General features: G+C 73.0%; 21 protein-coding genes. 19 read left to right on the forward strand and 2 right to left on the reverse strand.

The features are described from left to right. The first annotated feature begins 80 nt into the window (after window positions 1-80). A complete protein-coding gene (locus tag ABT095_RS23110) occupies window positions 81-797 on the forward strand; it encodes a G1 family glutamic endopeptidase (RefSeq protein ID WP_350531369.1) in 717 nt (238 codons plus the stop codon). 60 nt (window positions 798-857) lie between these two features. After that, the gene (locus ABT095_RS23115) at window positions 858-1,757 is read left to right on the forward strand and encodes an aminoglycoside phosphotransferase family protein (protein WP_350531370.1); all 900 of its coding nucleotides are present in this window, start codon (window positions 858-860) and stop codon (window positions 1,755-1,757) included. A gap of 47 nt (window positions 1,758-1,804) precedes the next feature. Here ABT095_RS23115 and ABT095_RS23120 read toward each other — a convergent pair whose 3' ends face one another. Then, window positions 1,805-2,365: a hypothetical protein gene (locus ABT095_RS23120; RefSeq protein WP_350531371.1), complete on the reverse strand. Its 561-nt coding sequence runs from the start codon at window positions 2,363-2,365 to the stop codon at window positions 1,805-1,807. Window positions 2,366-2,525: 160 nt separating this feature from the next. On the opposite strand from ABT095_RS23120, the gene argC reads away from it, so the two are divergent. The 7 genes from argC (at window position 2,526) to argH (ending at window position 10,298) form a co-directional block, all read left to right on the forward strand. Further along, window positions 2,526-3,554 (forward strand): N-acetyl-gamma-glutamyl-phosphate reductase, encoded by a 1,029-nt coding sequence (argC, locus tag ABT095_RS23125; RefSeq protein WP_350531372.1) that lies wholly within the window; start codon window positions 2,526-2,528, stop codon window positions 3,552-3,554. Window positions 3,555-3,556: 2 nt separating this feature from the next. Then, window positions 3,557-4,711 (forward strand): bifunctional glutamate N-acetyltransferase/amino-acid acetyltransferase ArgJ, encoded by a 1,155-nt coding sequence (gene argJ / locus ABT095_RS23130; RefSeq protein WP_350531420.1) that lies wholly within the window; start codon window positions 3,557-3,559, stop codon window positions 4,709-4,711. A gap of 84 nt (window positions 4,712-4,795) precedes the next feature. Next, the gene (argB, locus tag ABT095_RS23135) at window positions 4,796-5,671 is read left to right on the forward strand and encodes an acetylglutamate kinase (protein ID WP_350531421.1); all 876 of its coding nucleotides are present in this window, start codon (window positions 4,796-4,798) and stop codon (window positions 5,669-5,671) included. After that, entirely contained in the window at window positions 5,668-6,888 is a 1,221-nt protein-coding gene (locus ABT095_RS23140) for an acetylornithine transaminase (protein ID WP_350531373.1), read from the forward strand. Before argB ends, ABT095_RS23140 begins: the two co-directional genes overlap by 4 nt. An 18-nt stretch (window positions 6,889-6,906) precedes the next feature. Further along, entirely contained in the window at window positions 6,907-7,455 is a 549-nt protein-coding gene (locus ABT095_RS23145; RefSeq protein ID WP_350531374.1) for an arginine repressor, read from the forward strand. Between the two features lie 133 nt (window positions 7,456-7,588). After that, window positions 7,589-8,782 carry an argininosuccinate synthase gene (locus ABT095_RS23150; protein ID WP_350531375.1) on the forward strand — a complete coding sequence of 398 codons (1,194 nt, stop codon included), beginning with the start codon at window positions 7,589-7,591 and terminating at the stop codon, window positions 8,780-8,782. 91 nt (window positions 8,783-8,873) lie between these two features. Beyond that, window positions 8,874-10,298, forward strand: a complete 1,425-nt coding sequence (gene argH, locus ABT095_RS23155; protein WP_350531376.1) for an argininosuccinate lyase — start codon at window positions 8,874-8,876, stop codon at window positions 10,296-10,298. A 50-nt stretch (window positions 10,299-10,348) separates the two neighbouring features. Here argH and ABT095_RS23160 read toward each other — a convergent pair whose 3' ends face one another. Continuing rightward, entirely contained in the window at window positions 10,349-11,188 is an 840-nt protein-coding gene (locus ABT095_RS23160; RefSeq protein WP_350531377.1) for a hypothetical protein, read from the reverse strand. A gap of 124 nt (window positions 11,189-11,312) precedes the next feature. Here ABT095_RS23160 and ABT095_RS23165 point away from each other — a divergent pair, with 124 nt between their 5' ends. From ABT095_RS23165 to ABT095_RS23210, 10 genes are all read left to right on the forward strand, one after another. After that, window positions 11,313-11,555 carry a sigma-70 RNA polymerase sigma factor region 4 domain-containing protein gene (locus tag ABT095_RS23165; RefSeq protein WP_350531378.1) on the forward strand — a complete coding sequence of 81 codons (243 nt, stop codon included), beginning with the start codon at window positions 11,313-11,315 and terminating at the stop codon, window positions 11,553-11,555. A gap of 186 nt (window positions 11,556-11,741) precedes the next feature. Beyond that, window positions 11,742-12,236, forward strand: coding sequence for a GNAT family N-acetyltransferase (locus ABT095_RS23170; RefSeq protein WP_350531379.1), 495 nt, complete (start codon window positions 11,742-11,744; stop codon window positions 12,234-12,236). 457 nt (window positions 12,237-12,693) lie between these two features. Beyond that, window positions 12,694-13,716, forward strand: coding sequence for a methionine ABC transporter ATP-binding protein (locus ABT095_RS23175; protein ID WP_350531380.1), 1,023 nt, complete (start codon window positions 12,694-12,696; stop codon window positions 13,714-13,716). Then, the gene (locus tag ABT095_RS23180; protein WP_350531381.1) at window positions 13,713-14,432 is read left to right on the forward strand and encodes a methionine ABC transporter permease; all 720 of its coding nucleotides are present in this window, start codon (window positions 13,713-13,715) and stop codon (window positions 14,430-14,432) included. Before ABT095_RS23175 ends, ABT095_RS23180 begins: the two co-directional genes overlap by 4 nt. Window positions 14,433-14,501: 69 nt before the next feature. Then, the gene (locus tag ABT095_RS23185) at window positions 14,502-15,338 is read left to right on the forward strand and encodes a MetQ/NlpA family ABC transporter substrate-binding protein (RefSeq protein ID WP_350531422.1); all 837 of its coding nucleotides are present in this window, start codon (window positions 14,502-14,504) and stop codon (window positions 15,336-15,338) included. A gap of 135 nt (window positions 15,339-15,473) precedes the next feature. Next, window positions 15,474-16,097 (forward strand): GNAT family N-acetyltransferase, encoded by a 624-nt coding sequence (locus ABT095_RS23190; RefSeq protein ID WP_350531382.1) that lies wholly within the window; start codon window positions 15,474-15,476, stop codon window positions 16,095-16,097. 87 nt (window positions 16,098-16,184) lie between these two features. Continuing rightward, complete coding sequence (cbiE, locus tag ABT095_RS23195) at window positions 16,185-17,441, forward strand: precorrin-6y C5,15-methyltransferase (decarboxylating) subunit CbiE (protein ID WP_350531383.1); 1,257 nt, start codon at window positions 16,185-16,187, stop codon at window positions 17,439-17,441. A gap of 443 nt (window positions 17,442-17,884) precedes the next feature. Further along, on the forward strand, window positions 17,885-21,415 hold the full coding sequence (gene cobT / locus ABT095_RS23200) for a nicotinate-nucleotide--dimethylbenzimidazole phosphoribosyltransferase (protein ID WP_350531384.1): 3,531 nt from the start codon (window positions 17,885-17,887) through the stop codon (window positions 21,413-21,415). Between the two features lie 283 nt (window positions 21,416-21,698). Further along, window positions 21,699-22,934, forward strand: a complete 1,236-nt coding sequence (cobA, locus tag ABT095_RS23205; protein WP_350531385.1) for a uroporphyrinogen-III C-methyltransferase — start codon at window positions 21,699-21,701, stop codon at window positions 22,932-22,934. 201 nt (window positions 22,935-23,135) lie between these two features. Then, entirely contained in the window at window positions 23,136-24,503 is a 1,368-nt protein-coding gene (locus ABT095_RS23210) for an FAD-dependent oxidoreductase (protein WP_350531386.1), read from the forward strand. Window position 24,504: the final 1 nt, after the last annotated feature.

Raw genomic sequence — 24,504 nt, forward strand, 5'->3', positions numbered from 1 at the left:
GGACTGCCAACCTGAACGGCCGCCCCATCGGCCGGGGTTGACGCGTGAGCATCCTGATCGTCCCCCACGAAGGAGCCACTATGCGCAGTCTCCTGATACGCCTCGCCACCCTCGCCGCCGCGGCGACCACCCTCGCGGTGCCCGCCGCGCCGAGCACGGCGGCGGCCGCGCAGGAACTGTCCTTCCGCCCACTGCACTTCAACACAAACGGCTACAACTGGGGCGGCTACGCCGCCACCGGCAGCGGCTTCACCTCGGTCTCGGCGACCTGGACCGAGGCGAACGCGAAGTGCAACTCCACCAACGACCTGTACGCCCCCTGGGTCGGCATCGACGGCTACGGCTCGTCCAGCGTGGAGCAGACCGGCGTCGCCACCGACTGCTCCAGCGGCAGCCCGGTGCACCAGGCCTGGTACGAGATGTACCCGTCGGCCCCGGTCTACCTCAGCACCAGCTCCTACCCGGTGGCGGCCGGGAACGTCATCAGCGCCTCGGTGACCTACGCCGGGAGCAACAGGTACACCCTGAAGCTGACCAACTCCTCCCGGGGCTGGACCTACACCACCACCAAGACCCTCTCCGCGGCCCGCACCAGCGCCGAGGTCATCATCGAGTCGCCGACCGGGGCCTACCCCAACTTCGGTACGCTGAACTTCAGTTCGGCCATGGTCAACGGCAAGTCCCTCGGCTCCTTCAGCCCGGTCGCCCTCGACCCCTCCAACGGCGCCTACGAAGCCCGTACCAGCGCCCTCGGCTCCAGCGGCACCAGCTTCAGTGACACCTACCTGCGCGAGTAGTCCCCCTGGCACTGCCGGAGGCCGACCCGCTGCGGCCGGCCTCCGGTAGCGTGACCGCACATGATCGAATCCGAGAACGAGATCACCGCGGACCTGGTCCGTGAGCTGTTGCGCGATCAGCACCCGGACTTGGCGGAGCTGTCCGTCCGTCCGGTGGCCGGGGGCTGGGGCAACCAGATGTGGCGCCTCGGTGAGGACCTGGCCGTGCGGATGCAGCGGATGGACACCAGCCCGCAGTCGCAGCTCAACGAGCGCCGCTGGCTGCCGGGCCTGGCTCCGAGCCTGCCGCTGCCCGTCCCGGTCTCCGTCCGGGACGGGGCGCCGTCCGAGCGGTTCCCCAAGATCTGGACCGTCATGACCTGGGTCGGCGGGGCCCCGCTGGACGAGAGCACGATCACCCGCGGCGACCACGCCGCCGACCGCCTCGCGGACTTCCTCTCGGCGCTGCACGAGCCGGCACCCGCCGAAGCACCGGACGCCACGGACCGCGGAAGCCGCCTCGCGGAGTGCACCGAGGGATTCGAGTACTTCCTAGGGGCCGTGGACCTGGGCCGCTTCGCCGAGCCCGACCTCCGGAGGGTGTGGGACGACGCCGTCGCCGCCCCCGCCTGGGACGGACCACGCCTGTGGGTCCACGGCGACCTGCACCCCGCGAACGTCGTCGTCGCCGACGGCACCCTGGCCGGCATCATCGACTTCGGCTCCCTCTTCGCCGGCGACCCGGCCTGGGACCTCGCGGCCGCCTGGCTCCTGCTCCCCGAAGGCGGCGCCCGCCGCTTCTTCGACCGCTACGCGCACGCGGACGAAGCGGCGGTCCGCCGGGCCCGCGGCCTGGCCGCACTCAAGTGCCTCTTCCTGATGCTGATGGGCCAGAACGGCGACCGCGGCCTCCCCGGCGGCAAGCCGAACTGGGGCCCGCTGGGCCGCTCGGCCCTCGACCGCGTCCTGCAGGACTTCTGACACGGAGGTGTGAGCGAGCACCTCAGTCGGCCGGTTGAGGTGCCGTGTCAGCGGGCTTGTCTGCCGATGCGGCTCACCACCGCGCGAAAGCACTCACGTCCGGCGCTCACGCTCGCGTCCCACACCCCGGCGGCGTTGTCGGAGACCGAGAGGCTCTGCAGCCGCTGCTCCTCGGCTCTGAACACAGCGCCCGCGGTGCTCCGGTCCAGCATGCCCGTCGCGGCGAGAGACGCGTGGCCGCAGGACACGGCATGGTCGGCGCTCCCGGAAGCGTTGGCCAAAAGGGCGTGACGCAGGACCAGGCACGCGAAGTGCGTGTACGCGCCGACGATGTCGGTACTGCCGTCCCCGGCGGGCTGCAGTTCGGGGAACCGGTCGAGCAGGCGGGCCCGCTCGGCGGCGTCGGACATCGGGCGGTCGGTCCGCCAGAGGTCGAGCACGGACTCCCTGTAGAGCTCCACGTCGGCTTCCCGGCCGGCCTCGCCCGTCCGAAGGCCGATGAACAGCGGAGCCATCCGCTCGGCGCAGGCCGCGACATACCAGCGGACCGCCTCGTCTCCCGCGGTCTGAAGCTCCTCCACGACGTCCTCTGCCACCAGCGTCTTCACCGGCCGTCCTTTCTGCGGGTCGTGCTCAGTCGGCCAGTTCGACCGCTTGCCGGCCTACTGAAGCGCCGAGTCAGGGGAGGCCGCAAGCGTCCCGCCGGATCCTCCTTGCATGAATGTTCCGTGATGCGTATATTCATGCCACATCGAAGGAGGGAGTGTCATGACAGTGCGAGTGGCCGTAGCCGGCGCGAGTGGGTATGCCGGGGGTGAGGCGCTGCGTCTGCTGCTCGGGCATCCCGAGGTCGAGATCGGGGCGTTGACCGGTGGGTCGAACGCCGGGGTGCGGTTCGGGGAGTTGCAGCCGCATCTGCTGCCGTTGGCCGACCGGGTGCTGGAGCCGACCACGGCGGAGGTGCTGGCCGGGCACGACGTGGTGTTCCTCGGGCTGCCGCACGGCCAGTCGGCCGCCGTGGCCGAGGCGCTGGGCGAGGACGTGCTGGTGGTGGACTGCGGGGCGGACTTCCGGCTGAAGGACGCCGCCACCTGGGAGAAGTTCTACGGCTCGCCGCACGCGGGCACCTGGCCCTACGGCCTGCCCGAACTGCCCGGCCACCGGGAGAAGCTGCGCGCCACCAAGCGGATCGCCGTCCCCGGCTGCTACCCCACCGCCGTGACGCTCGCGCTGTTCCCCGCGTACGCCGAGCGCCTGGTCGAGCCCGAGGCCGTGATCGTGGCCGCCTCCGGCACGTCCGGTGCGGGCAAGGCCGTCAAGCCGCACCTGCTCGGCAGCGAGGTGATGGGCTCGATGAGCCCGTACGGCGTCGGCGGCGGTCACCGCCACACGCCGGAGATGGCGCAGAACCTGAGCCCTGTCGCGGGCGAGCAGGTGACCGTATCGTTCACGCCCACCCTCGCGCCGATGCCGCGCGGCATCCTGGCCACCTGCAGCGCCAAGGCCAAGCCCGGCGTGACGTACGAAGCCGTCAGGGCGGCGTACGAGAAGGCCTTCGGCGGTGAGCCGTTCGTCCGGCTGCTCCCGGAGGGCCAGTGGCCGCAGACCAGCAGCGTGTACGGGTCGAACGCCGCCCTGGTGCAGGTCGCCCTCGACGAGCACGCCGGGCGGGTGATCGTGGTGAGCGCGATCGACAACCTGGTGAAGGGCACCGCCGGTGGCGCGGTGCAGAGCATGAACATCGCCCTCGGCCTGCCGGAAGAGCTGGGCCTGCCCCTGATCGGAGTAGCACCATGAACATCGGCGTCACCGCTGCCAAGGGCTTCCGGGCCGCCGGGGTCACCGCCGGCCTGAAGGCCTCAGGCCTGCCGGACCTCGCCCTGGTGGTCAACGACGGCCCGTCCTACGCGGCGGCCGGCGTCTTCACCTCCAACCGGGTCAAGGCCGCGCCGGTGCTCTGGTCGCAGCAGGTGCTGAAGAGCGGTCAGGTCTCCGCCGTCGTGCTCAACTCCGGTGGGGCCAACGCCTGTACGGGCCCGCTGGGCTTCCAGGACACCCACGCCACCGCCGAGAAGGTGGCCGAGGAGCTGAAGCTCAACGCGGGCGAGGTGGCCGTCGCCTCCACCGGCCTGATCGGCGTCCGGCTGCCGATGGACCTGCTGCTGCCCGGCGTCGAGCAGGCCGCCCAGGCCCTCAGCGGCACCGGCGGCGAGCAGGCCGCGATCGCGATCAAGACCACCGACACCGTGCACAAGACCGCCCAGGCCACCAGCCCGGGCGGCTGGACGGTCGGCGGCATGGCCAAGGGCGCGGGCATGCTCGCCCCGGGCCTGGCCACCATGCTGGTGGTGCTGACCACCGACGCGGCGCTGAACGCCGCCGACCTGGACACCGCGCTGCGCGCCGCCACCCGCACCACCTTCGACCGGGCCGACTCCGACGGCTGCATGTCCACCAACGACACCGTGCTGCTGCTCTCCTCGGCGGCCTCCGGCATCGTGCCGGACGCCGCCGAGTTCGCCGAGGCCGTGCGGGTGGTCTGCGCGGACCTCGCCCGCCAGCTGATCGGCGACGCCGAGGGCGCCAGCAAGGACATCCGGATCGACGTGACCGGCGCCGCCACCGAGGACGAGGCCGTCGACGTCGCCCGCACCGTCGCCCGGAACAACCTGCTCAAGTGCGCCCTGCACGGCGAGGACCCGAACTGGGGCCGGGTGCTGGCCGCGATCGGCACCACCAGCGCCGCCTTCGACCCCGACCGGCTGGACGTCGCGATCAACGGCATCTGGGTCTGCAGGAACGGCAGCGTCGGCGAGGACCGCGACCTGGTGGACATGACGGGCCGGGAGATCGTCATCACCGCCGACCTGCACGCCGGCCAGGCGGCCGCCTCGGTGTGGACCAACGACCTCACCGCCGACTACGTGCACGAGAACAGCGCCTACTCCACCTGACAGCGCCTCAAAAAACGGGACACAGACGTGCAGATCGCACCCAAGGGCGAACAGGCCCGGAACAACACCGCGCTGCCCAAGGCGATGACGCTCATCGAGGCGCTGCCCTGGCTGGAGCGCTTCCACGGCAAGACCGTGGTGATCAAGTTCGGCGGCAACGCCATGGTCGACGACGAGCTCAAGTCGGCCTTCGCCCAGGACGTGGTCTTCCTGCGCTACGCCGGGCTGCACCCGGTCGTGGTGCACGGCGGCGGCCCGCAGATCAGCAAGCAGCTGGACAAGCTGGGCCTGCAGTCCTCCTTCACCAACGGCCTGCGCGTCACCACCCCCGAGACGATGGACGTCGTGCGGATGGTGCTGGCCGGTCAGGTCCAGCGGGAGCTGGTCGGGCTGCTCAACGAGCACGGCCCGTTCGCCGTCGGCATGACCGGCGAGGACGCGCACACCATGACGGCGGTCAAGCGGTACGCCGTGGTGGACGGCGAGCAGGTGGACATCGGCCTGGTCGGCGACATCGTCAACGTCGAGGCGGGCGCCGTGAAGGCGCTCATCGCGGACGGCCGCATCCCGGTGATCTCCAGCATCGCCCGGGGCGGCGACGGCCACGTCTACAACATCAACGCCGACACCGCCGCGTCCGCGCTGGCCGTGGCGCTCGGCGCCGAGATGCTCGTGGTGCTCACCGATGTCGAGGGCCTGTACGCGGACTGGCCGCACTCGGACGACGTGATCAGCCAGCTCAGCGCGGGCGAGCTGGAGGAGCTGCTGCCGACGCTGGCCACCGGCATGCTGCCGAAGATGGAGGGCTGCCTGAACGCCGTCCGCTCCGGCGTCGGCACGGCCCGCGTGCTGGACGGGCGGGTCCCGCACTCGCTGCTGCTGGAAATCTTCACCGACGAGGGCATCGGCACCATGGTCGTGCCGGACACCGACGAGATCGTGACCGGGGGCTTGGCATGACGACCAACCAGCAGGTGACCCAGCGGTGGCAGCACGCGCTGATGAACAACTACGGCACCCCCCGGCTGCCGCTGGCGCGCGGGGCGGGCGCCACCGTCTGGGACGAGGACGGCAAGCCGTACCTCGACCTGGTCGGCGGCATCGCCGTCAACGCGCTGGGCCACGCCCACCCCGCGGTGGTCGAGGCGGTCGGCCGGCAGATCGGCGAGCTGGGGCACGTCTCCAACCTCTTCATGGCCGAGCCCACCGTCCGGCTGGCCGAGCGGCTGATCGCGCTGGACGACCGGCCCGGCCGGGTCTTCTTCTGCAACTCGGGCGCCGAGGCCAACGAGGCCGCCTTCAAGCTCAGCCGGCTGACCGGCCGCACCCACCTGGTCTCCCTCGAGGGCGCCTTCCACGGCCGGACGATGGGCTCGCTCGCCCTCACCGCCCAGCCCGCCAAGCAGGCCCCCTTCCGCCCGCTGCCCGGCGACGTCACCCATGTGCCCTTCGGGGACATCGAGGCGCTGCGGGCCGCCGTCACCACCGAGACGGCCGCCGTCTTCCTGGAGCCGATCCAGGGCGAGAACGGCGCGATCCCGCTGCCCGACGGCTACCTGCGCGAGGCCCGGGAGATCACCCGGGCCACCGGGACCCTGCTCGTCCTCGACGAGGTGCAGACCGGCATCGGCCGGACGGGGTACTGGTTCGCCCACCAGGCCTTCGAGGGCGTCGAGCCGGACGTCATCACGCTGGCCAAGGGCCTCGGCGGCGGGCTGCCGATCGGCGCCGTGATCGCGTACGGCGAGGCGGCCGAGCTGCTCCAGCCGGGCCAGCACGGCACCACCTTCGGGGGCAACCCGGTGGTCGCGGCAGCCGCCCTCGCGGTGCTCGACACCATCGAGAGCGAGGGCCTGCTGGCGCAGGTCCGCAAGACCGGCGAGCTGCTGCGGGCGGGCATCGAGGCGATCGGGTCGCCCCTGGTCAGCCACGTCCGGGGCGCCGGGCTGCTGCTCGGCATCGTGCTCGACCAGCCCGTCGCGGGCCTGGTGCAGGCCGCGGCGCAGGAGGCCGGGTTCCTGGTGAACGCGGCCGTGCCGGACGCCGTCCGGCTGGTGCCGCCGCTGGTGCTGACCGAGGCGGAGGCGGAGCGGTTCCTGGCCGCGCTGCCCGCCGTGCTCCAGGCGGCGCTCGAAGCGGCCTCCGAAGCGGCCCCCGACGCGAAGCCGCGCGGTTAGTCCGGGAGAATTATCAGTATGACCGCTTCCCATCCCGACCAGCCCGCCGCCGGGCCGACCGCCCAGGTGCCGCAGACCCGCACCGCGCGCCACCGGCGGATCGTGGACCTGTTGACCCGTCAACCCGTGCGCTCGCAGAGCCAGCTGGCCAAGCTGCTGGCCGACGACGGACTCGTGGTCACCCAGGCCACCCTCTCGCGGGACTTGGACGAGCTGGGCGCGGTCAAGATCCGGAACCGGGACGGCGCACTCATCTACGCCGTCCCGGCCGAGGGTGGCGACCGCACGCCGCGCGCCCCGATGGGCGAGTCCGCCAGCGAGGGCCGGATGGCCCGGCTGGCCGGCGAGCTGATGGTCTCGGCCACGGCCTCCGGCAATCTCGTGGTGCTGCGCACCCCGCCGGGGGCCGCCCAGTTCCTGGCCTCCGCGATCGACCAGGCGGAGGTCTTCGAGATCATCGGCACCATCGCGGGCGACGACACCGTCCTGCTGATCAGCCGTGACCCGGCCGGCGGCCAGGCCCTGGCCGACCACCTGATGCAGCTGGCCCAGGCCAAGGCCCAGTAGCCGCCGAGGCCCGCTGACCCCCGCTGGAACCAGCCCTGACCAGGGGCTTTGCAATCCATACGGTGTAGTGCATACTTATGCCTATCGCCGTAAGCCTGTTCACCTGTTTGTGACTGCTGTGAAGGAGAAAGCCGTGACCGAGCGCGTCGTACTCGCCTATTCGGGCGGTCTGGACACGTCCGTCTGCATCGGCTGGATCGCCGAGGAGACCGGCGCCGAGGTCATCGCCGTCGCGGTCGACGTCGGCCAGGGCGGCGAGGACCTGTCGGCGATCCGCCAGCGTGCGCTGGACTGCGGCGCGGTCGAGGCCGAGGTGGCCGACGCCCGCGAGGAGTTCGCCGACGAGTACTGCCTGCCGGCGCTCAAGGCCAACGCCCTCTACCAGGGCCAGTACCCGCTGGTCTCGGCGCTCTCCCGCCCGGCGATCGTCAAGCACCTGGTGGCCGCCGCCAAGAAGCACGGCGCCACCACCGTCGCCCACGGCTGCACCGGCAAGGGCAACGACCAGGTCCGCTTCGAGGTCGGCATCCAGTCGCTGGCCCCCGAGCTCAAGTGCATCGCCCCGGTCCGCGACTACGCGATGACCCGGGACAAGGCGATCGCCTTCGCCGAGGCCAAGAACCTCCCGATCGTCACCACCAAGAAGAACCCCTACTCGATCGACCAGAACGTCTTCGGTCGCGCCGTCGAGACGGGCTTCCTGGAGGACATCTGGAACGCCCCGATCGAGGACGTCTACGAGTACACGCAGAACCCGGCCACCCCGCGCGAGGCGGACGAGGTGATCATCACCTTCGAGGCCGGCGTGCCGGTCGCGATCGACGGCCGCAAGGTCACCGTGCTGCAGGCCGTCGAGGAGCTCAACAAGCGGGCCGGTGCCCAGGGTGTCGGCCGCCTCGACATGGTCGAGGACCGCCTCGTCGGCATCAAGTCCCGGGAGATCTACGAGGCCCCCGGCGCGATCGCCCTGATCACCGCCCACCAGGCCCTGGAGAACGTCACGGTCGAGCGCGAGCTGGCCCGCTACAAGCGGCAGGTCGAGCAGCGCTGGGCCGAGCTGGTCTACGACGGCCTGTGGTTCTCCCCGCTCAAGCGCGCGCTGGACGGCTTCATCAACGAGGCCAACCAGGCCGTCTCCGGCGAGATCCGGATGGTCCTGCACGGCGGCAAGGCCGTGGTCAACGGCCGCAAGTCCGACCAGTCGCTGTACGACTTCAACCTCGCCACCTACGACACCGGCGACACCTTCGACCAGTCGATGTCCAAGGGCTTCATCGAGATCTTCGGCATGTCCTCGAAGATCGCCGCCCGCCGCGACCTGGCGTAACACCGAAGAACCACCCCCCACAGAGCCCCGGCCGTCCCCCCGCGGCCGGGGCTCACCCCAACCCACCCCACTGAGCGAAGGAGCCCAAGCGATGACCGCCGACCAGAACAACGCTGACGTCCGACTCTGGGGCGCGCGCTTCGCCGACGGCCCCTCCGAGGCGCTGGCCAAGCTCTCCGCCTCGGTGCACTTCGACTGGCGGCTCGCCCCGTACGACATCGCGGGCTCCAAGGCGCACGCCCGGGTGCTCGCCAAGGCGGGGCTGCTGAGCGCCGAGGAGCTGGCCGGCATGCTGGGCGGGCTCGACCAGCTGCTCGCCGACGTCGAGGCCGGCACCTTCACCGGCACGGTGGCCGACGAGGACGTGCACACCGCCCTGGAGCGGGGGCTGCTCGAGCGGCTCGGTGCCGAGCTCGGCGGCAAGCTGCGGGCCGGGCGCTCGCGCAACGACCAGATCGCCACGCTCTTCCGGATGTACCTGCGGGACCACGCGAAGATCATCGGCGGTCTGCTGCTCGACCTCCAGCACGCCCTGGTCGGCCTCGCCGAGGCCCACCCCGCCACCGCGATGCCCGGCCGGACCCACCTCCAGCACGCCCAGCCGGTGCTCTTCGCCCACCACGTCCTCGCGCACGTGCAGGCCCTCGGACGGGACGCCGAGCGGCTGCGCCAGTGGGACGTCCGCACCGCCGTCTCGCCGTACGGCTCCGGTGCGCTGGCCGGCTCCTCGCTCGGGCTCGACCCGGAGGCGGTCGCGGCCGACCTCGGCTTCGAGCGGGGCTCGGTCGGCAACTCGATCGACGGCACCGCCTCGCGGGACTTCGTCGCCGAGTTCGCCTTCGTGACGGCGATGATCGGGATCAACCTCTCCCGGATCGCGGAGGAGGTGATCATCTGGAACACCAAGGAGTTCGGCTTCATCACGCTGCACGACGCCTTCTCCACCGGCTCCTCGATCATGCCGCAGAAGAAGAACCCGGACATCGCCGAGCTGGCCCGGGGCAAGTCCGGCCGCCTGATCGGCAACCTGACCGGCCTGCTCGCCACCCTCAAGGCCCTCCCGCTCGCCTACAACCGGGACCTCCAGGAGGACAAGGAGCCGGTCTTCGACTCCTGCGACACCCTCGAAGTCCTGCTCCCCGCCTTCACCGGCATGATGGCCACCCTCACCGTCCACCGCGAGCGCCTCGAGGAGCTGGCCCCGGCCGGCTTCTCCCTGGCCACCGACATCGCCGAGTGGCTGGTCAAGCAGGGTGTCCCCTTCCGCGTCGCCCACGAGGTCGCGGGGGCCTGCGTCAAGGTCTGCGAGGCCGAGGGCATCGAGCTCTCCGACCTCACCGACACCCAGTTCGCCGCCATCTCCCCGCACCTCACCCCGGACGTCCGCTCCGTCCTCAGCGTCCACGGCGCCATCGCCTCCCGCAACGGCCGCGGCGGCACCGCCCCCTCGGCCGTCGCCGTCCAGCTCAGCGAGATCAAGGCCGACCTGGCCACCCAGCAGGACTGGGTGAGCTGAGGCCCCGGAACGATCCAGCGGTCCTGCTGCCAGAAGGGTCCGTCCGTGGGTCAGTGCTGGGATTCGTAGGCGAGAACGGTCTTTCCGATCGCTTCCTGCAGCGGGGTCAGCCGGTCGACGATTGCCTGACGGTCGGTGGAACGGCCGTCGGACCACTGGCCGAGGCCGGCGATCACCGCCCGGCCGGAGCCGGTGAAGGCCTGGACCATGCCGCTGTCCGGGGGCAGGGTGCGAAGGCCGGCGGTCGGTGGCGGGGCCTGCGCCCCGACTTCGAAGTCGTCGAAGGCCGTGCTGAGCTCGGTGACCAGGCGGACCGTGTCCTTCGGGTCCCTCATGGTGAAGACGGCCAGGTTGAACTGGTCGTTGCCGGAGTCCTTGTAGAGCGCGATCTGCTCGGCCACGCAGCCTCTGCTCTCCTTGATCATCGCGGCCAGCCGGGGGCCGACCGAGTCCGGTTCGGTGCACGAAGGCAGGGTGGTCGCACCCACCTTCGTGTAGAGGGCGCCGGATGCGGTCCTCACCTCGGCGGGGAAGGCCTGGTCCAGCGGGATCTGGGGGCGGCCCGCGGCGGCCGACGGAGCGGCGGAAGCCGTCGCAGTGGCGGACGGCGCCGCGGACACCGTTGCGGAAGCCGCCGGGCCGGACCGATCGGTGGCCCTGTCCGGGGAGGGCTCCGCCAGCTTGAACGCGAGGAGCGTCAGCGCGGCTGTCCCGAGTGCCAGCGCGAGGTTCCGCGGCCAGACCCGTTTCGGCGGGCGGCCGCCGCCCGGGCGGCGGACCGTCTCCTCCTTGATGGTCGCCGCGTTCACGAAGTCATCGTCGAGTGTGACGTTCCAACGCGCGTCGTCGTCTGCTCTGTCCTGCCCCGGGGTCGGGTCGCCGTTCTGCATACGGACGTACGGTAGTGATCCCGCCACGCGAGTTGAAGATCGGCCGGTCACATCTCGATCACCTTTGCGGCCAAGTGGGGAGCCGCCGCCGCACCCCGCGCCCTCGGTGACTCGTTGACCGTCCGTGCACTCCCCGTCCGCCGAGGACGAAGCCCTCGCCAACGACCTCCGCCGCGCCGTACGAGCAGCCCTCGCCCGCCTCCCCGGCCGCTGTCCCGAACTGCTGACCGCCCTCGCCGAATCACCCGAACTCACGTACCGCCAGTTGGCCCAAGCCCTGAACATGCCGCCGGGCAGTATCGGCCCCACCCGCTCCCGCTGCCTCGCCTGCCTCCGCGCCATGCTCCACACCCACCGCCCGAGCTGACATGCCGTACGTGACGCTGACCACGTAGAGGTTGAGTACAGGCGGCGCGCGGGTAAGGCGGTGGCTAACGTCCCCTTGACGGTGGTCGGAGGGGTCGGATACTGAGCGTGAACACCTTCCGGCAGGCCGTCGGTGCGGACCCTCAGAACTGGCACCGGGCACCAAGCGATAGGGAGGCCCCTGTACATGGGCATGAGTGTGATCATCTCGGTGGCGAACGAGGAGGACGCGGAGCAGATCCTCAAGCTCCAGTACCTCGGGTACCAGAGCGAGGCCGAGCTCTACGGGGACTGGGCGATCGAGCCCCTGACCCAGAGCCTGGAGAGTCTGCGCGCCGAACTGGCCGAGCGGCACGTGCTGGTCGCCCGCCTCGGCGACGAGGTCGTCGGTACCGTCCGCGGCCTGGTCGACGAGCGCGGGGTCGGGCGGATCAACCGCCTGGTCGTGCACCCCCGGATGCAGCGGCACGGCCTCGGCGGCCGCCTGCTGGAGGCGGTCGAGCGGCGGCTCGGCGGCGAGGCGGAGGTGACGTCGTTCGAACTGTTCACCGGCCACCGCAGCCTCGGCAACCAGCGGCTGTACGCCCGGCACGGCTACCAGCAGACGGAGGTCCGTGAGGTCAGCCGCCGCCTGAGCCTGGTCACCATGAGCAAGCCCGTGGCGGAGTCCGTCGCGGCGTGAATCTGAGCAGAAGGGGTACGGAAAACGCTCCCGTACCCCTTCTGCCGTCTGGCCCGTGTCCGCATTCCGGACAACGAGTCCTGTTCATTGGGACCTTGCGCGCCGGTCTGATTTACTTGCAGCCATGACCACGACGACGACCTGCACCCCCACCGGCACGATGCCGGGCGCCGGGCTCTGCCGCTGTCGCTGTCGGACGTGTCGAATGTGTAGCTGCTGAGCGATTCCGCCCCAGCCCGGCTCCCCTCTCCATGCGGTTGGCTCCGCGCGGACCTTCCCACGCCGCGTCGTCCCCGCTGACACGTAAGGGCCATGCCCACGCGCACCCCCACGGCTCAGCGGCCACGATCGTAGGTATGGCAGGAGCTGACCCCCCTTCACAGGCGCCTTCCGCGCCGCTGACCGCCTCCGGGCGCGCTGGCCCCACGCCGTGCGCCCACGAACAACGGAAGCAGCTGTGATCACCACCAAAGGCCTGATGAAGGTCTACCGCTCCCGTGGCCGCGAGGTCACCGCCCTCGCCGGGGTCGACCTGCACGTGCGTCCGGGCGAGGTCTACGGAGTCGTCGGCACCAGCGGCGCGGGCAAGTCCACGCTGATCCGCTGCGTGAACATGCTGGAGCGCCCCAGCTCCGGCACCGTCACCGTGGACGGCGTCGAGCTGACCGCCCTGCGCGGCACCGAGCAGCGCGCCGGGCGCGAGCTGCGCGAGGCCCGGCAGCGGATCGGCATGGTCTTCCAGCACTTCAACCTGCTCTCCTCGCGCACCGTGCAGGAGAACGTCGAGCTGCCGCTGGAGATCACCGGCCTGGACCGCACCCGGCGCCGCCGCAAGGCCGCCGAGCTGCTCGACCTGGTGGGCCTGGCCGACAAGGCCCGCGCCTACCCGAGCCAGCTCTCCGGCGGCCAGAAGCAGCGCGTGGGCATCGCCCGCGCCCTGGCCGGCGACCCCAAGGTGCTGCTCTCCGACGAGGCGACCTCCGCGCTCGACCCGGAGACCACCCGCTCGATCCTGGCGCTGCTGCGCCAGCTCAACCAGCAGCTGGGCCTGACGGTGCTGCTGATCACCCATGAGATGGACGTGATCAAGAACGTCTGCGACTCCGCCGCCCTGATGCGCGGCGGCAAGGTGGTCGAGTCGGGCAAGCTCACCGACCTGCTCGCCACCGAGGGCTCGCTGCTGGCCCGGGAGCTCTTCCCGCTCGGCGAGTTCGGCGAGGGCCACCCCGGCAACACCGTCCTGGAGATCACCTTCCAGGGCGACACCTCGGCGAGGCCGTTCGTCTCCCAGCTGGCCCGGACCTACCAGATCGACATCAACATCCTCGGCGCCGCCGTGGAGACCGTCTCCGGCCGGATGGTCGGCCGGATGCGGGTCGAACTGCCCGGGCCGCAGCACGACAACGTGGTGCCGATCGGCTTCCTGCGCGAGCAGGGCCTCCAGGTGGACGTGCTCGCGCAGAAGGGAGCGGCGGCATGACGTGGGACCAGATGTGGGAGCTGATGCGCCCCGCGACCGTCGAGACCTTCCAGATGGTCGGCGTGGCCACCCTGGCCACCATCCTGCTCGGCCTGCCGCTCGGGCTTCTGCTGGTGCTCACCGACCGGGGCGGCGCGCTGCAGAACCTCCCGGTCAACCGGGTGGTCGGCACCGTGGTCAACATCGGCCGCTCGCTGCCGTTCGTGATCCTGATGGTCGCCCTGCTGGACTTCACCCGCGGCCTGGTGGGCACCACCCTCGGCTGGCAGGCCGCCAGCGTGCCGCTGGCCATCGGCGCCATCCCGTTCTTCGCCCGCCTGGTCGAGACGGCCGTCCGCGAGGTGGACAGCGGCCTGCTCGAAGCCGTCCACGCGATGGGCGGCGGGACGTGGACGGCAGTGCGCAAGGTGCTGCTGCCCGAGTCGCTGCCCGCCCTGGTCTCCTCCGTCGTCACCACGATCATCGCGCTGATCGCCTTCTCCGCGATGGCCGGCACCGTCGGCGGCGGCGGCCTCGGCACCCTCGCCGTCAACTACGGCTACCTGCGCTTCGAGACCGCCTTCATGTGGGTCATCGTCGCCGAACTGGTGATCATCGTCACCGTCATCCAGCTGGCCGGCGACCTCGTCGTCCGCCGGCTGAGCGACCGCGGCCGCAGCGGCGGCCGCGCCCGCCTGCTGCGCCCCCGTCGCCCGGCCGCCACCCCGGCCGGCTGACCCCACCGACCCGGGCCTCACCCCTGGCCCACGCTCCAACGGAGAAAGGCACTTTTCGTGCGTAACATCCTGCGTAACACCCTGAAGGCCACCAGCGTCCTGCTCACCGCCGGCCTCGCCCTCGGCCTGACGGCCTGCAGCTCCTCCTCGTCCTCGGGCTCCGGCAGCTCGGCCGACGCCAACGCGCCGCTGACGGTGATCGCCAGCCCCACGCCGCACGCCCAGATCCTGGAGTACGTCCAGAAGAACCTGGCCGACAAGGCGGGCCTGAAGCTCAACGTGAAGGTGGTCACCGACTACGTGGTCCCCAACACGGCGGTGCAGGACGGGTCGGCGGACGCGAACTACTTCCAGCACGTGCCGTACCTGGAGGACTTCAACAAGAAGCACGGCACCGACATCGTCTCGGTCGAGACCGTGCACCTGGAGCCGCTGGGCCTGTACTCGAAGAAGGTCAAGAAGGCGGAGGAGCTGGCCAACGGCGCCACCGTCGGCATCCCCAACGACGCCACCAACGAGGGCCGGGCGCTCAAGCTGCTCGCCGACAACAAGCTCATCACCCTCAAGGACGGCGTCGGCACCTCCGCCACCCCGGCGGACATCACGGCCAACCCGAAGAACCTGAAGTGGAAGGAGCTGGACGCCGCCCAGCTGCCCCGCTCGGAGGCCGACCTCGACGCCGCCGTGATCAACGGCAACTACGCGCTCGACTCGGGCCTCAAGCCCGCCACCGACGCCATCCTGCTGGAGAAGGCCGAGGGCAACCCGTACGCCAACATCCTGGCCGTCAAGAAGGGCAAGGAGAACGACCCGCGGGTCCAGAAGCTGGCCACCCTGCTGCACTCCCCGGAGGTCAAGCAGTACATCACCAGCACCTTCCAGGGCAGCGTCATCCCCGCGTTCTGACCCACCGCTACCTGACGACGCCTCGGAACAGGGTCCCCGCCACACCACGGCGGGGACCCTGTTCGGATAGGCTGACCCGCCCGAGTAACGTGCCGGGCCGTACGGTGTGTCCACGACCCGGCGAGGAGAGACGGCATGCCAGCGAGCTTCCCCGAGACCGCCATCAGCACCGAGAGGCTGCTGCTGCGCCCGCTTGCGGACGACGACGCCCCCAGCCTGACCGCCATGATGGCCGACGAGCTGGTGCACGCCTGGACGGCGATCCCGCAGCCCTTCACCGAGGCGCACGCGCTGGAGTGGTCGCGCAGTCTCGCGCCCGCGCGCCGCATCTCCGGGCGAGGAATCGTTTTCGCCGTCACCGAGCACCTGACCCAGCGTCTGGTCGGCGTGGTCGAGCTGCGCTCCACCGACTGGCGGCTGCTCTCCACCGAGGCGGTCTTCATCACGGCCTCCTGGGCCCGCGGCGAGGGCTACGCGCCGGAGGCCGTGCTCGGGGTCGCCCAGTGGCTCTTCGAGGACCGCGGCTTCCACCGCCTGGAGCTGCGCACGGCCGCGGGCAACACCGCCGCCCAGCAGGTGGCCCAGAAGATCGGCTCGATCAGCGAGGGCGTGCTGCGCAGCGCCTGGATAGTGCGCGGCGGCGAATGGGGCACCGACGGCGAGGAGAGCCGCACCGACCTCATCCTGTGGAGCCTGCTCCCGGAGGACCTGGAGCTGGTCGACCACGCCGCGCTCCGCGAGGACGCCCTGCGGGGCTAGGACGTTCGAGGCATCCCAACCGGTAGCCTCTGCTCGGAAGACCACGGGGGCGCCCGCGGGGGCGAGGACGCAGAGGAGCAGCGGCAGATGGCTGACCGGATCACGGTCGTCGGGTGGGACGGCACGCCGCTGACGGAGGCGGCCAGCGCGGCCCTGGCCTCGGCCACCCTGGTCGCGGGGGCGCCGTACCAGCTGGCCGCGCTGCCGGTGCCGGAGGGCGCCGAGCGGATAGCGCTGGGCAGCGTGCAGCTGGCGGCCCGTCGGATCGCCGAGCACCGCGGCACGGCCGTGGTGGTCGCCGAGGGCGATCCCGGTTTCTTCGGCGTGGTCCGCACCCTGCGCCGCCCCGAGCACGGACTCGAACTCGAGGTGCTGCCCGCCGTCTCCTCGGTGGCCGCCGCCTTCGCCCGGGCCGGGATGCCCTGGGAGGACGCCCAGGTGGTCTCCACCCACGGGGGCAGGCTGCGCCGGGCGGCCAACGTCTGCCGCGCCCACCCCAAGGTCGCCGTGCTCACCAGCCCCGACGCGGGCCCCAGCGAGCTGGCCCTGATGCTGCGTGGGGTGCACCGCACCTTCGTGGTCTGCGAGGCGCTCGGCACCCCGGACGAGGACGTCACCGTGCTGACCTCCGAGCGGGTGCCGGACCAGGTCTGGCGCGAGCCCGCCGTGGTCCTGGTGATCGGCGGGCCGGGGCAGACGCAGGTGGACGAGGCGGCCGGCTGGCTGGCCGGGCGCCCGGTGGGCTTCCCCGGTACGGAGCGCGGCTGGGCACTGCCCGCTGAGGCGTACGCGGGCGCGGAGCGCGGCGCCCAGGTGGCGGCCGGCGCCGGGCACGCGCTCCCGCCGCACGTACGCGCCCTCGCGGTGGCCAAGATCGGGCCGGTGCCGGGCGACCTGGTCTGGGTGGTCGGCGCCGGCACCGGCGCGCTCGCGGTCGAGACGGCGCGCTTCGGCGCCGCCGTGGTGGCTGTCGAGGCGGACCGCTCGGCCTGCGCCCAGATCGCGGTGAACGCGCGCCGGTACGGCGTCGAGGTGGACGCCGTGCACGGGGTCGGGCCCGAGGTGCTGGGCGGGCTGCCCGAACCTGACGCCGTCGTGGTGGAGTCCGGCGGCGCCGAGACCGTCCGCGCCGTGCTGGCCCGCCGCCCGGAGCGGCTGGTCGCGGTGGCCCACACCCTGGCCGAGGCGGAGGCCGTCCGCGAGGCCGTGACCAGCGCCGGGTACCGGGTGGAGGGCGCGCTGCTGCAGTCCACCCCGCTCACGGTCAACCCGGCTGCGGGCACCGGCCTGAGCCTGGGGGCGGGGGAGCAGAGCATGGTCTTCTGGGGTGAGCAGGCGGGCTGAACAGCACTCCTGGGCGGGCCGGGTGCCAGGCACCCGGTGATCCACGTCCCATCCGGACAGGGATTCGAGAGGCTGTCCCCGTCGGCCGGTAGGGTGGCCTGCGGCGGGGCAGCTGTGTCCGATCCGGTACGTTTACCACCTTTTTGACGTGGTGCTATCCGGTCCGGGGAGGCACGGGCGCATTCGACGCGGCGCGGGTCGGCCCGGAAGAATGCACCCGGCGCCCGGCGCGGTCGTGCCGGTTGCCCCCGGGTGGTCGTTGTCCCTGATGGTGTGCCACCCCGGTGGGCGGCACGGGCCAGAGGTGCGCGCGGCGGACGCCAGCAGGTGGAAGCGGTAGGTGGACGGGTGGGCCGGAGCACGGCCCGCCCCGAGCGGAGTGGGCGCGGCGGTCGGTGATCGCGGCGCCAAGGGCGCGTGAGCGGCCCGGAAGGAGCTTTGACATGACCGATGGCGGCCACGTCCCGGTTGAGGGACAGCCAGAGCAGCCGCTCGGCGGAGCCACGGCCCCGTCCCTCGGCGGAGCCGCCGGGCCGTCGCTCGGCGCGGCCGAGGTGCCCGCCGGGCCGCACGGCGAGGCCGTGCCCGGGCCGGACGGCCTGGTGCACCCCGCGCCGCCGGTCACCGAGGGCTGGCCCGCCGAGGGCCGCCCGGCCTTCACCTTCCTCGACGAGGAAGAGGAGGACGTCCTGCTCATGCCCGGCCCGCAGGGCTCCTGGGGCGAGTCGCTGGCGCCCGAGGCGCTGGCCGAGCCCGCCGACACCATGACGCTGCGCACCGTCGAGGAGACCGGGCAGCCCGGCACCCCGGTCGAGCCGTCCTGGCCGCCGCTGGCCCCGCCCGCGGCCGCCGCCCAGCCGGTGACGCCCGCTCAGGCGGCGCCCCGGCGTCCGCTCCACGCAGGCCCGCCGATCCCGGACCCGTCCCTGATGACCGGCCAGGTCCCGGTCCGCTCGCTGGCCGACCGCGGCCCCTCCGCGCCGCTGAGCGCCACCCCCGCCCACGGCACCCCGGTCGTCCCGCAGCCGATGGCGGTGCCGCAGCCGCAGGAAGGCTTCGCCGCCCCCGCGACCCCCGCGCACGGCGTGCCGACCGCGGTGCCGGTCGCCGAGGCCGTCGTGGCGCCCGTCCCCGTGGACGTGCCGGCGGCCGTGCCGGTGGATGCCGTCCACGCGCAGGGTGTGCCGCCGCAGGCGGACTTCGCGGCGGTGCCGGTGGCCCCGCAGGGCGAGGCGCTCGCGCCGCAGGCCGACCTCGCGGCGGTGCCGGTGCCGGTGCAGGGCGAGGGTTTCGCGGCGCCGGGTGACCTCGCCCCCGAGGCCGCGGCCCGGACCGTGGCCCCGCAGGCCGAGCTCCCGGCCGAGTCCGTCGAGCCCGCCGCTGCCGAGCCGGTGGCCGCCGAGCAGACCGTGGCCGAGCCGCTCGCCGTCGAGCAAGCCGTGGCCGAGCCGCTCGCCGTCGACGTGGTCGCGTTCGAGGCGCCGGCCGCCCCGCAGGGCGAGGCCGTGACCGACCCCGCTGCCACCGCCGCGGCCCAGGCCGTCGAGGCGCCCGTGGCCGACGGCTCCGCCGCCCCGGACGCCCCCGCGCACGTCGTGCCGGTCCCGGCGCAGCCGGCGGCCGAGGCCGTCGAGCAGGCCGTCCCGGTGGCGGGCACCGAGCCGCAGGCCGTCCAGGTGCCGGCCGAGCCGGTGGCGGAGCAGCCGGTGGAGGCCGTCGTGGCGGAGTCCGCCGAGCCTGCCGAGGCCGTTGCGCCTGCCGGGCAGCCCGAGGCCGAGGTCGAGGCGGAGGCCGGGCAGCCTGCCGTCGAGCCCGCCACGGCCGTCGAGGCGCCTGCCGCCGAGCTGCCGCTGCAGGCGGTGGCCGAGCCGTCCGCCGAGCCCGTGACCGAGCCGGTCACCGAGCAGTTCCCCGCCGAGGCCGTGGTCCTCGCCCCGGCCGCCGAGCAGGCCGCCGCCCCGGTGGCGGTCGCCGTCGAGCAGGTGGCGATCCCGAGCCAGCCGCGTTCGCGCACCTCCGCCTTCCTCGACGCCCTGGCCCCGCAGGACCTCGCCGTCGCCCAGGCCCCGGCCGCCGAGGCCGAGCCCGTCGCGGTCGCCGAGCAGCCCGAGGCCGAGGCGGTCGCGCCCGAGGCCGTCGAGCTGCCCGAGACGCCCGAGGTGCTTGAGCCCGTGGACGCCGAGGCCGAGGCCGAGCAGGAGGAGGCGGCCGAGTGCCCCGGTACCGCCGCCCCCGGCTTCGACCAGGCCGGCCGTGAGGCCGTGCACCAGGTGATCCGCGAGCGCCGCGACATCCGCAACGGCTTCCGCCCGGACCCGATCCCGCACGAGGTGCTGATCCGCGTCCTGGAGGCGGCCCACACGGCACCCAGCGTCGGCTACTCCCAGCCCTGGGACTTCGTGGTGATCCGCTCCGCGAAGACCCGCCGGCGGATGCACGAGCTGGCGGAGCGTCAGCGCAACGCCTACGCCGAGTCGCTCCCCAAGGGCCGGGCGAAGCAGTTCAAGGAAATCAAGATCGAGGCCATCCTCGAGACCCCGGTCAACATCGTGGTCACCGCCGACCGCACCCGCGGCGGCCGCCACACCCTGGGCCGCCACACCCAGCCGCAGATGGCGCCGTACTCGGCCGCTCTCGCCGTCGAGAACCTCTGGCTGGCCGCCCGCGCCGAGGGCCTGGGCGTCGGCTGGGTGAGCTTCTTCGACGAGGAGGAGATGGTCCGCGAGCTCGGCCTGCCCGAGCACCTGGACGTGGTGGCGTACCTGTGCGTCGGGTACGTGGACGCCTTCCCGGACGAGCCCGAGCTGCAGCAGCAGGGCTGGGCCAAGAAGCGCCCGCTCTCCTGGGTCGTGCACGAGGAGCAGTACGGCAACCGCGCGCTGCCCGGCGAGGAGCCGCACGACCTGCTCTCCGAGACGCTGCGCGGCATCCGCCCGCTGGACGCCAAGGCGCTCGGCGACGCGTGGGACCGCCAGAAGCGGATGACCAAGCCGGCCGGTTCGCTCGGCATGCTGGAGATCATCGCGGCCCAGCTGAGCGGCCTGAGCCGCAAGTGCCCACCGCCGATCCCCGAGCCCGGGTGCGTCGCGATCTTCGCGGGTGACCACGGCGTGCACGCCCAGGGCGTCACCCCCTGGCCGCAGGAGGTCACCGCGCAGATGGTGGCCAACTTCCTGGCCGGGGGAGCGGTGGTCAACTCCTTCGCCGCCCAGGTCGGCGCCGAGGTCTGCGTGGTCGACGTGGGCGTGGCCAGCGAGCTGCCGGACGCGATCCAGCAGGGCCGCACCACCGGCCTGCTGCCGCGCAAGGTCAAGCCGGGCACCGACGACATGACCCAGGGCCCGGCGATGACCCGGGAGGAGGCCCAGAAGGCCATCGAGGTCGGCATCGAGACCGCCCGCGACCTGGTCGCGGCCGGCAACAAGGTGCTGATCACCGGTGACATGGGCATCGCCAACACCACCGCCTCCGCCGCGCTGATCTCGGTCTTCGCGGGCCTGGACCCGGCCGAGGTGACCGGGCGCGGCACCGGCATCGACGACGAGATGCACGCCCACAAGGTCGAGGTGATCCGCCGGGCGCTGGCCCTGCACCAGCCGGACCCGTCGGACCCGATCGGCGTACTGGCCGCCGTCGGCGGTCTGGAGCACGCGGCCATCGCCGGGTTCCTGCTCGGCGCGGCCTCGCTGCGCACGCCGGTGATCCTGGACGGCGTGATCGCCGGTTCGGCCGCGCTGGTCGCCAAGGCCATCGCGCCCGAGGTGCTGGCGGCCTGCATCGCCGGCCACCGCTCGGCCGAGCCCGGCCACCAGGCCGCGCTCGCCAGGCTCGGCCTGCGTCCGCTGATCGACCTCGACCTGCGCCTGGGCGAGGGCACCGGCGCGCTGCTCGCGCTGCCGCTGGTGCAGAGTGCGGCCCGCGCGATGCACGATGTAGCCACCTTCGACTCCGCCGGAGTCACCGAGAAGGCCTGACGCTCCACCGGACCCCCGCATCCAGCAGGGGTCTGTCGCGCCATTCCCGTCGGGGCCGGCCCGCCCGGCACGCACTCTCGCCGCACGGCCGAAACGCCCAAGTGGCTCCGCTACGAGGGCGTTCCTGCCGCACGCCGAGAGCACGCACCAAGGGGGCACCTCCCGGCCGAAGGCTGGGGGAGACCCGGCCTGATCCGACGCGAATGGTGCGACAGACCCCCGGGCGCGCCGGATGCGGGGGTCCGTCTCACCCCCGACCCCTCTCGACCCAGGAGCCCCGCCGATGACCGCGCCCAACCCCCACCCGAGCACCGAGGGCCTCACCCCGTACCCGGTCGGCCTGCTGCTGGCCGGCCGCCGCGTCGTCGTGGTCGGCGGCGGCCAGGTGGCCCAGCGGCGTCTCCCGGCGCTGATCGCCTCCGGCGCCGAGATCCACCTGATATCCCCGGAGACCACCCCGGCCGTCCAGGCGATGGCCGACGCGGGGGAGATCACCTGGCACCGGCGGGGCTACGCGGCGGGCGACCTCGCCGACACCTGGTACGTGCTGGTGGCCAGCAGCGACCCGGCCGTGAACCACCAGGTCAGCGCCGAGGCCGAGAGCCTGCGGGTGTTCTGCTCCCGCAGCGACGACGCCTCCGCCGCCACGGCCTGGACCCCGGCCTCCGGGCACGACGCCGGTGCCACCGTCGCCGTCCTCACCGGCGACCCGCGCCACTCGGCCGCCCTGCGCAACACCATCGTCGAGGGCCTGCGGGACGGCTCCATCGCCGCCCGCCAGTACCGCGCCCATCCGGCGGGCGTCGCCTTGGTCGGCGGCGGCCCGGGCGACCCGGACCTGATCACCGTGCGCGGCCGCCGCCTGCTGGCCGACGCGGACGTGGTGGTGGCCGACCGCCTGGCCCCGCGCGAGCTGCTCGCCGAGCTGCCGCCGCACGTCGAGGTGATCGACGCCTCCAAGATCCCGTACGGGCGGTACATGGCCCAGGAGGCGATCAACCAGACCCTGATCGACCACGCCAAGGCCGGCAAGTTCGTGGTCCGGCTCAAGGGCGGCGACCCGTACGTCTTCGGGCGCGGCGGCGAGGAGCTGCTGGCCTGCGCCGAGGCGGGCATCCCGGTCACCGTGGTGCCCGGCATCTCCAGCTCGATCAGCGTGCCCGCGGCCGTCGGCATCCCGGTCACCCACCGGGGCATGACCCACGAGTTCACCGTCATCTCCGGCCACGTCGGCCCCGGGGACGAGCGCTCGCTGACCAACTGGGCCGCCGTCGCGCAGATGACCGGCACGCTGGTCCTGCTGATGGCCGTGGACAAGATCGACAAGATCGCCGCCGCCCTGATCGCGCACGGCCGCGCGGGCGAGACCCCGGTGGCCGTGGTCCAGGAGGGCACCACCGCCGCCCAGCGCCGGGTGGACGCCACCCTGGCCACCATCGGCGAGACGGTCGTGGCCGAGGGCATCAAGCCGCCGGCCGTGATCGTCATCGGCGACGTGGTCAACGTCCTGGGCCGGTAAGCCCTGCGCTCCGAAGGCTCCCCGGCTGCTGCCGGGGAGCCTTCTGCCTGTCCTCTCGGGGCCGTTCGGGTGAAAACCGTCGGCCGCCCTCACTCGGACGAGTGATCGGCTCGAAAAAGGGCTGCCGTCGGCCGGTGGCCGGGTGGGAGGGTGACGTCGCCAGCTCGACGGTCCGTCAGGACGCAGACGATCGGAGGCGACGTGAGTGCGGAGCGAAGCCGCGGCCGGCGGGGCACCGGCCACGCGGTCGTCCTCGGCGCGGGCATCAGCGGCCTCTGTGCCGCCAGGGCGCTCTCCGGGGTGTTCGACCACGTCACGCTCGTCGAGCGGGACAGCGCCCCGGCCGGGTCAGGCGTCCGGCGCGGCGTCCCGCAGGGGGCGCACGTCCACTCGCTCACACCCGGTGGTGCGGTCGTGCTGGCGGAGTTCTTCCCGGGGCTGGTCGAGGAGCTGGCGGCCGAGGGCGGCACGCTGGCCGGGGCGTTGGACGAGCTGGAGATCGTCTTCTTCGGCTCGCGCCTGCGCCAGGTGCCGCTCGGCCGGGTGCTCCAGGTGAGCCGGCCCTTCCTGGAAGGCCGGTTGCGCGAGCGGGTCGCCGCCCTGCCCGACGTCACCCTGCGGACGGGCCTCGAGGCCGTCGAGCCCCTCGCCGACGCCCCCGCCGGGGTGGTCGGGGTCCGGCTGGCCCGCCCGGGCGGGCCCGACTCCGCCGAGCCGGTGGCCGCCGACCTGGTGGTGGACGCGATGGGCCGCGCGGGCCGGGGCGCCGCCTGGCACCGGGCCCTGGGTTACCCGGAGCCCCCGGTGCAGCGCCTGCACGTCGACGTCGCCTACGCCAGCCGCCGCTACCAGGTGGCCCCGGGCGCCCTGGGCACGGCCAAGGGCGTGCTGATCGGTGCGACCCAGGGCCGCCCGCGCGGCGCCGTCCTCACCCAGCAGGAGAACGACGCCTGGGTGCTCTCCCTCTACGGCTTCGGCAAGGGCCACCACCCACCGACGGCGCCGGAGGAGTTCCTCGGCTTCGCCGAGGGCCTGTTGGCCCCCGACACCTGGCACGCCTTGCGCGGCGCCGAGCCCCTCACCGGGATCTCCTCCTTCGCCTACCCGGCCTCCCTCCGCCGGGACTTCCACCGGCTGCGCAGTCTCCCCGAGGGGCTGGTCTCGGTGGGGGACGCGGTGTGCAGCCTCAACCCGATCTACGGGGCGGGCATGACGGTCGCCGCCCTGGAGGCGAAGGCGCTGCGAAAATGCCTGGCCGAGGGCACGGCGGGCCTGCCCCGGCGGTTCTACCGGGAGGCCGCCCGGGCCGTGCGGCTCCCCTGGCTGTTCTCCACCATGGCCGACCGGTCCATGCCGCAGGTCCCGGGCACCCACCCAGCGCTGGCCGGCCTGCTGGCGCGCTCCTTCCGGGCCACCATGCGCGCCGCGGCCGCCGACGCCCGGGTCGCCGCCGCGGTCTGGGACGCCGTCAGCCTGACCGGCTCCCCGGCAGGCCTGGCCCGGCCCCAGGTGATGGCCGCCGTGCTCCGGCACTGGTCCCCGCGCGCCGCTGTTCCCGGAAAGGACTGAT

The sequence above is a fragment of the Kitasatospora sp. NPDC002227 genome (assembly GCF_040296285.1).
Classification (GTDB): Bacteria; Actinomycetota; Actinomycetes; order Streptomycetales; family Streptomycetaceae; genus Kitasatospora.

Excerpts from the sequence above, each read along its gene's own strand:
- ABT095_RS23180 (WP_350531381.1), top strand. The coding sequence starts at position 13,713 with ATGACGTGGGACCAGATGTGGGAGCTGATGCGCCCCGCGACCGTCGAG.
- ABT095_RS23145 (WP_350531374.1), top strand. The coding sequence starts at position 6,907 with ATGACCGCTTCCCATCCCGACCAGCCCGCCGCCGGGCCGACCGCCCAG.
- argH (WP_350531376.1), top strand. The coding sequence starts at position 8,874 with ATGACCGCCGACCAGAACAACGCTGACGTCCGACTCTGGGGCGCGCGC.
- ABT095_RS23160 (WP_350531377.1), bottom strand. The coding sequence starts at position 11,188 with ATGCAGAACGGCGACCCGACCCCGGGGCAGGACAGAGCAGACGACGAC.
- cobA (WP_350531385.1), top strand. The coding sequence starts at position 21,699 with ATGACCGCGCCCAACCCCCACCCGAGCACCGAGGGCCTCACCCCGTAC.
- ABT095_RS23140 (WP_350531373.1), top strand. The coding sequence starts at position 5,668 with ATGACGACCAACCAGCAGGTGACCCAGCGGTGGCAGCACGCGCTGATG.
- ABT095_RS23115 (WP_350531370.1), top strand. The coding sequence starts at position 858 with ATGATCGAATCCGAGAACGAGATCACCGCGGACCTGGTCCGTGAGCTG.
- argC (WP_350531372.1), top strand. The coding sequence starts at position 2,526 with ATGACAGTGCGAGTGGCCGTAGCCGGCGCGAGTGGGTATGCCGGGGGT.
- ABT095_RS23190 (WP_350531382.1), top strand. The coding sequence starts at position 15,474 with ATGCCAGCGAGCTTCCCCGAGACCGCCATCAGCACCGAGAGGCTGCTG.
- ABT095_RS23170 (WP_350531379.1), top strand. The coding sequence starts at position 11,742 with ATGGGCATGAGTGTGATCATCTCGGTGGCGAACGAGGAGGACGCGGAG.
- cobT (WP_350531384.1), top strand. The coding sequence starts at position 17,885 with ATGACCGATGGCGGCCACGTCCCGGTTGAGGGACAGCCAGAGCAGCCG.
- argB (WP_350531421.1), top strand. The coding sequence starts at position 4,796 with ATGACGCTCATCGAGGCGCTGCCCTGGCTGGAGCGCTTCCACGGCAAG.
- ABT095_RS23110 (WP_350531369.1), top strand. The coding sequence starts at position 81 with ATGCGCAGTCTCCTGATACGCCTCGCCACCCTCGCCGCCGCGGCGACC.
- cbiE (WP_350531383.1), top strand. The coding sequence starts at position 16,185 with ATGGCTGACCGGATCACGGTCGTCGGGTGGGACGGCACGCCGCTGACG.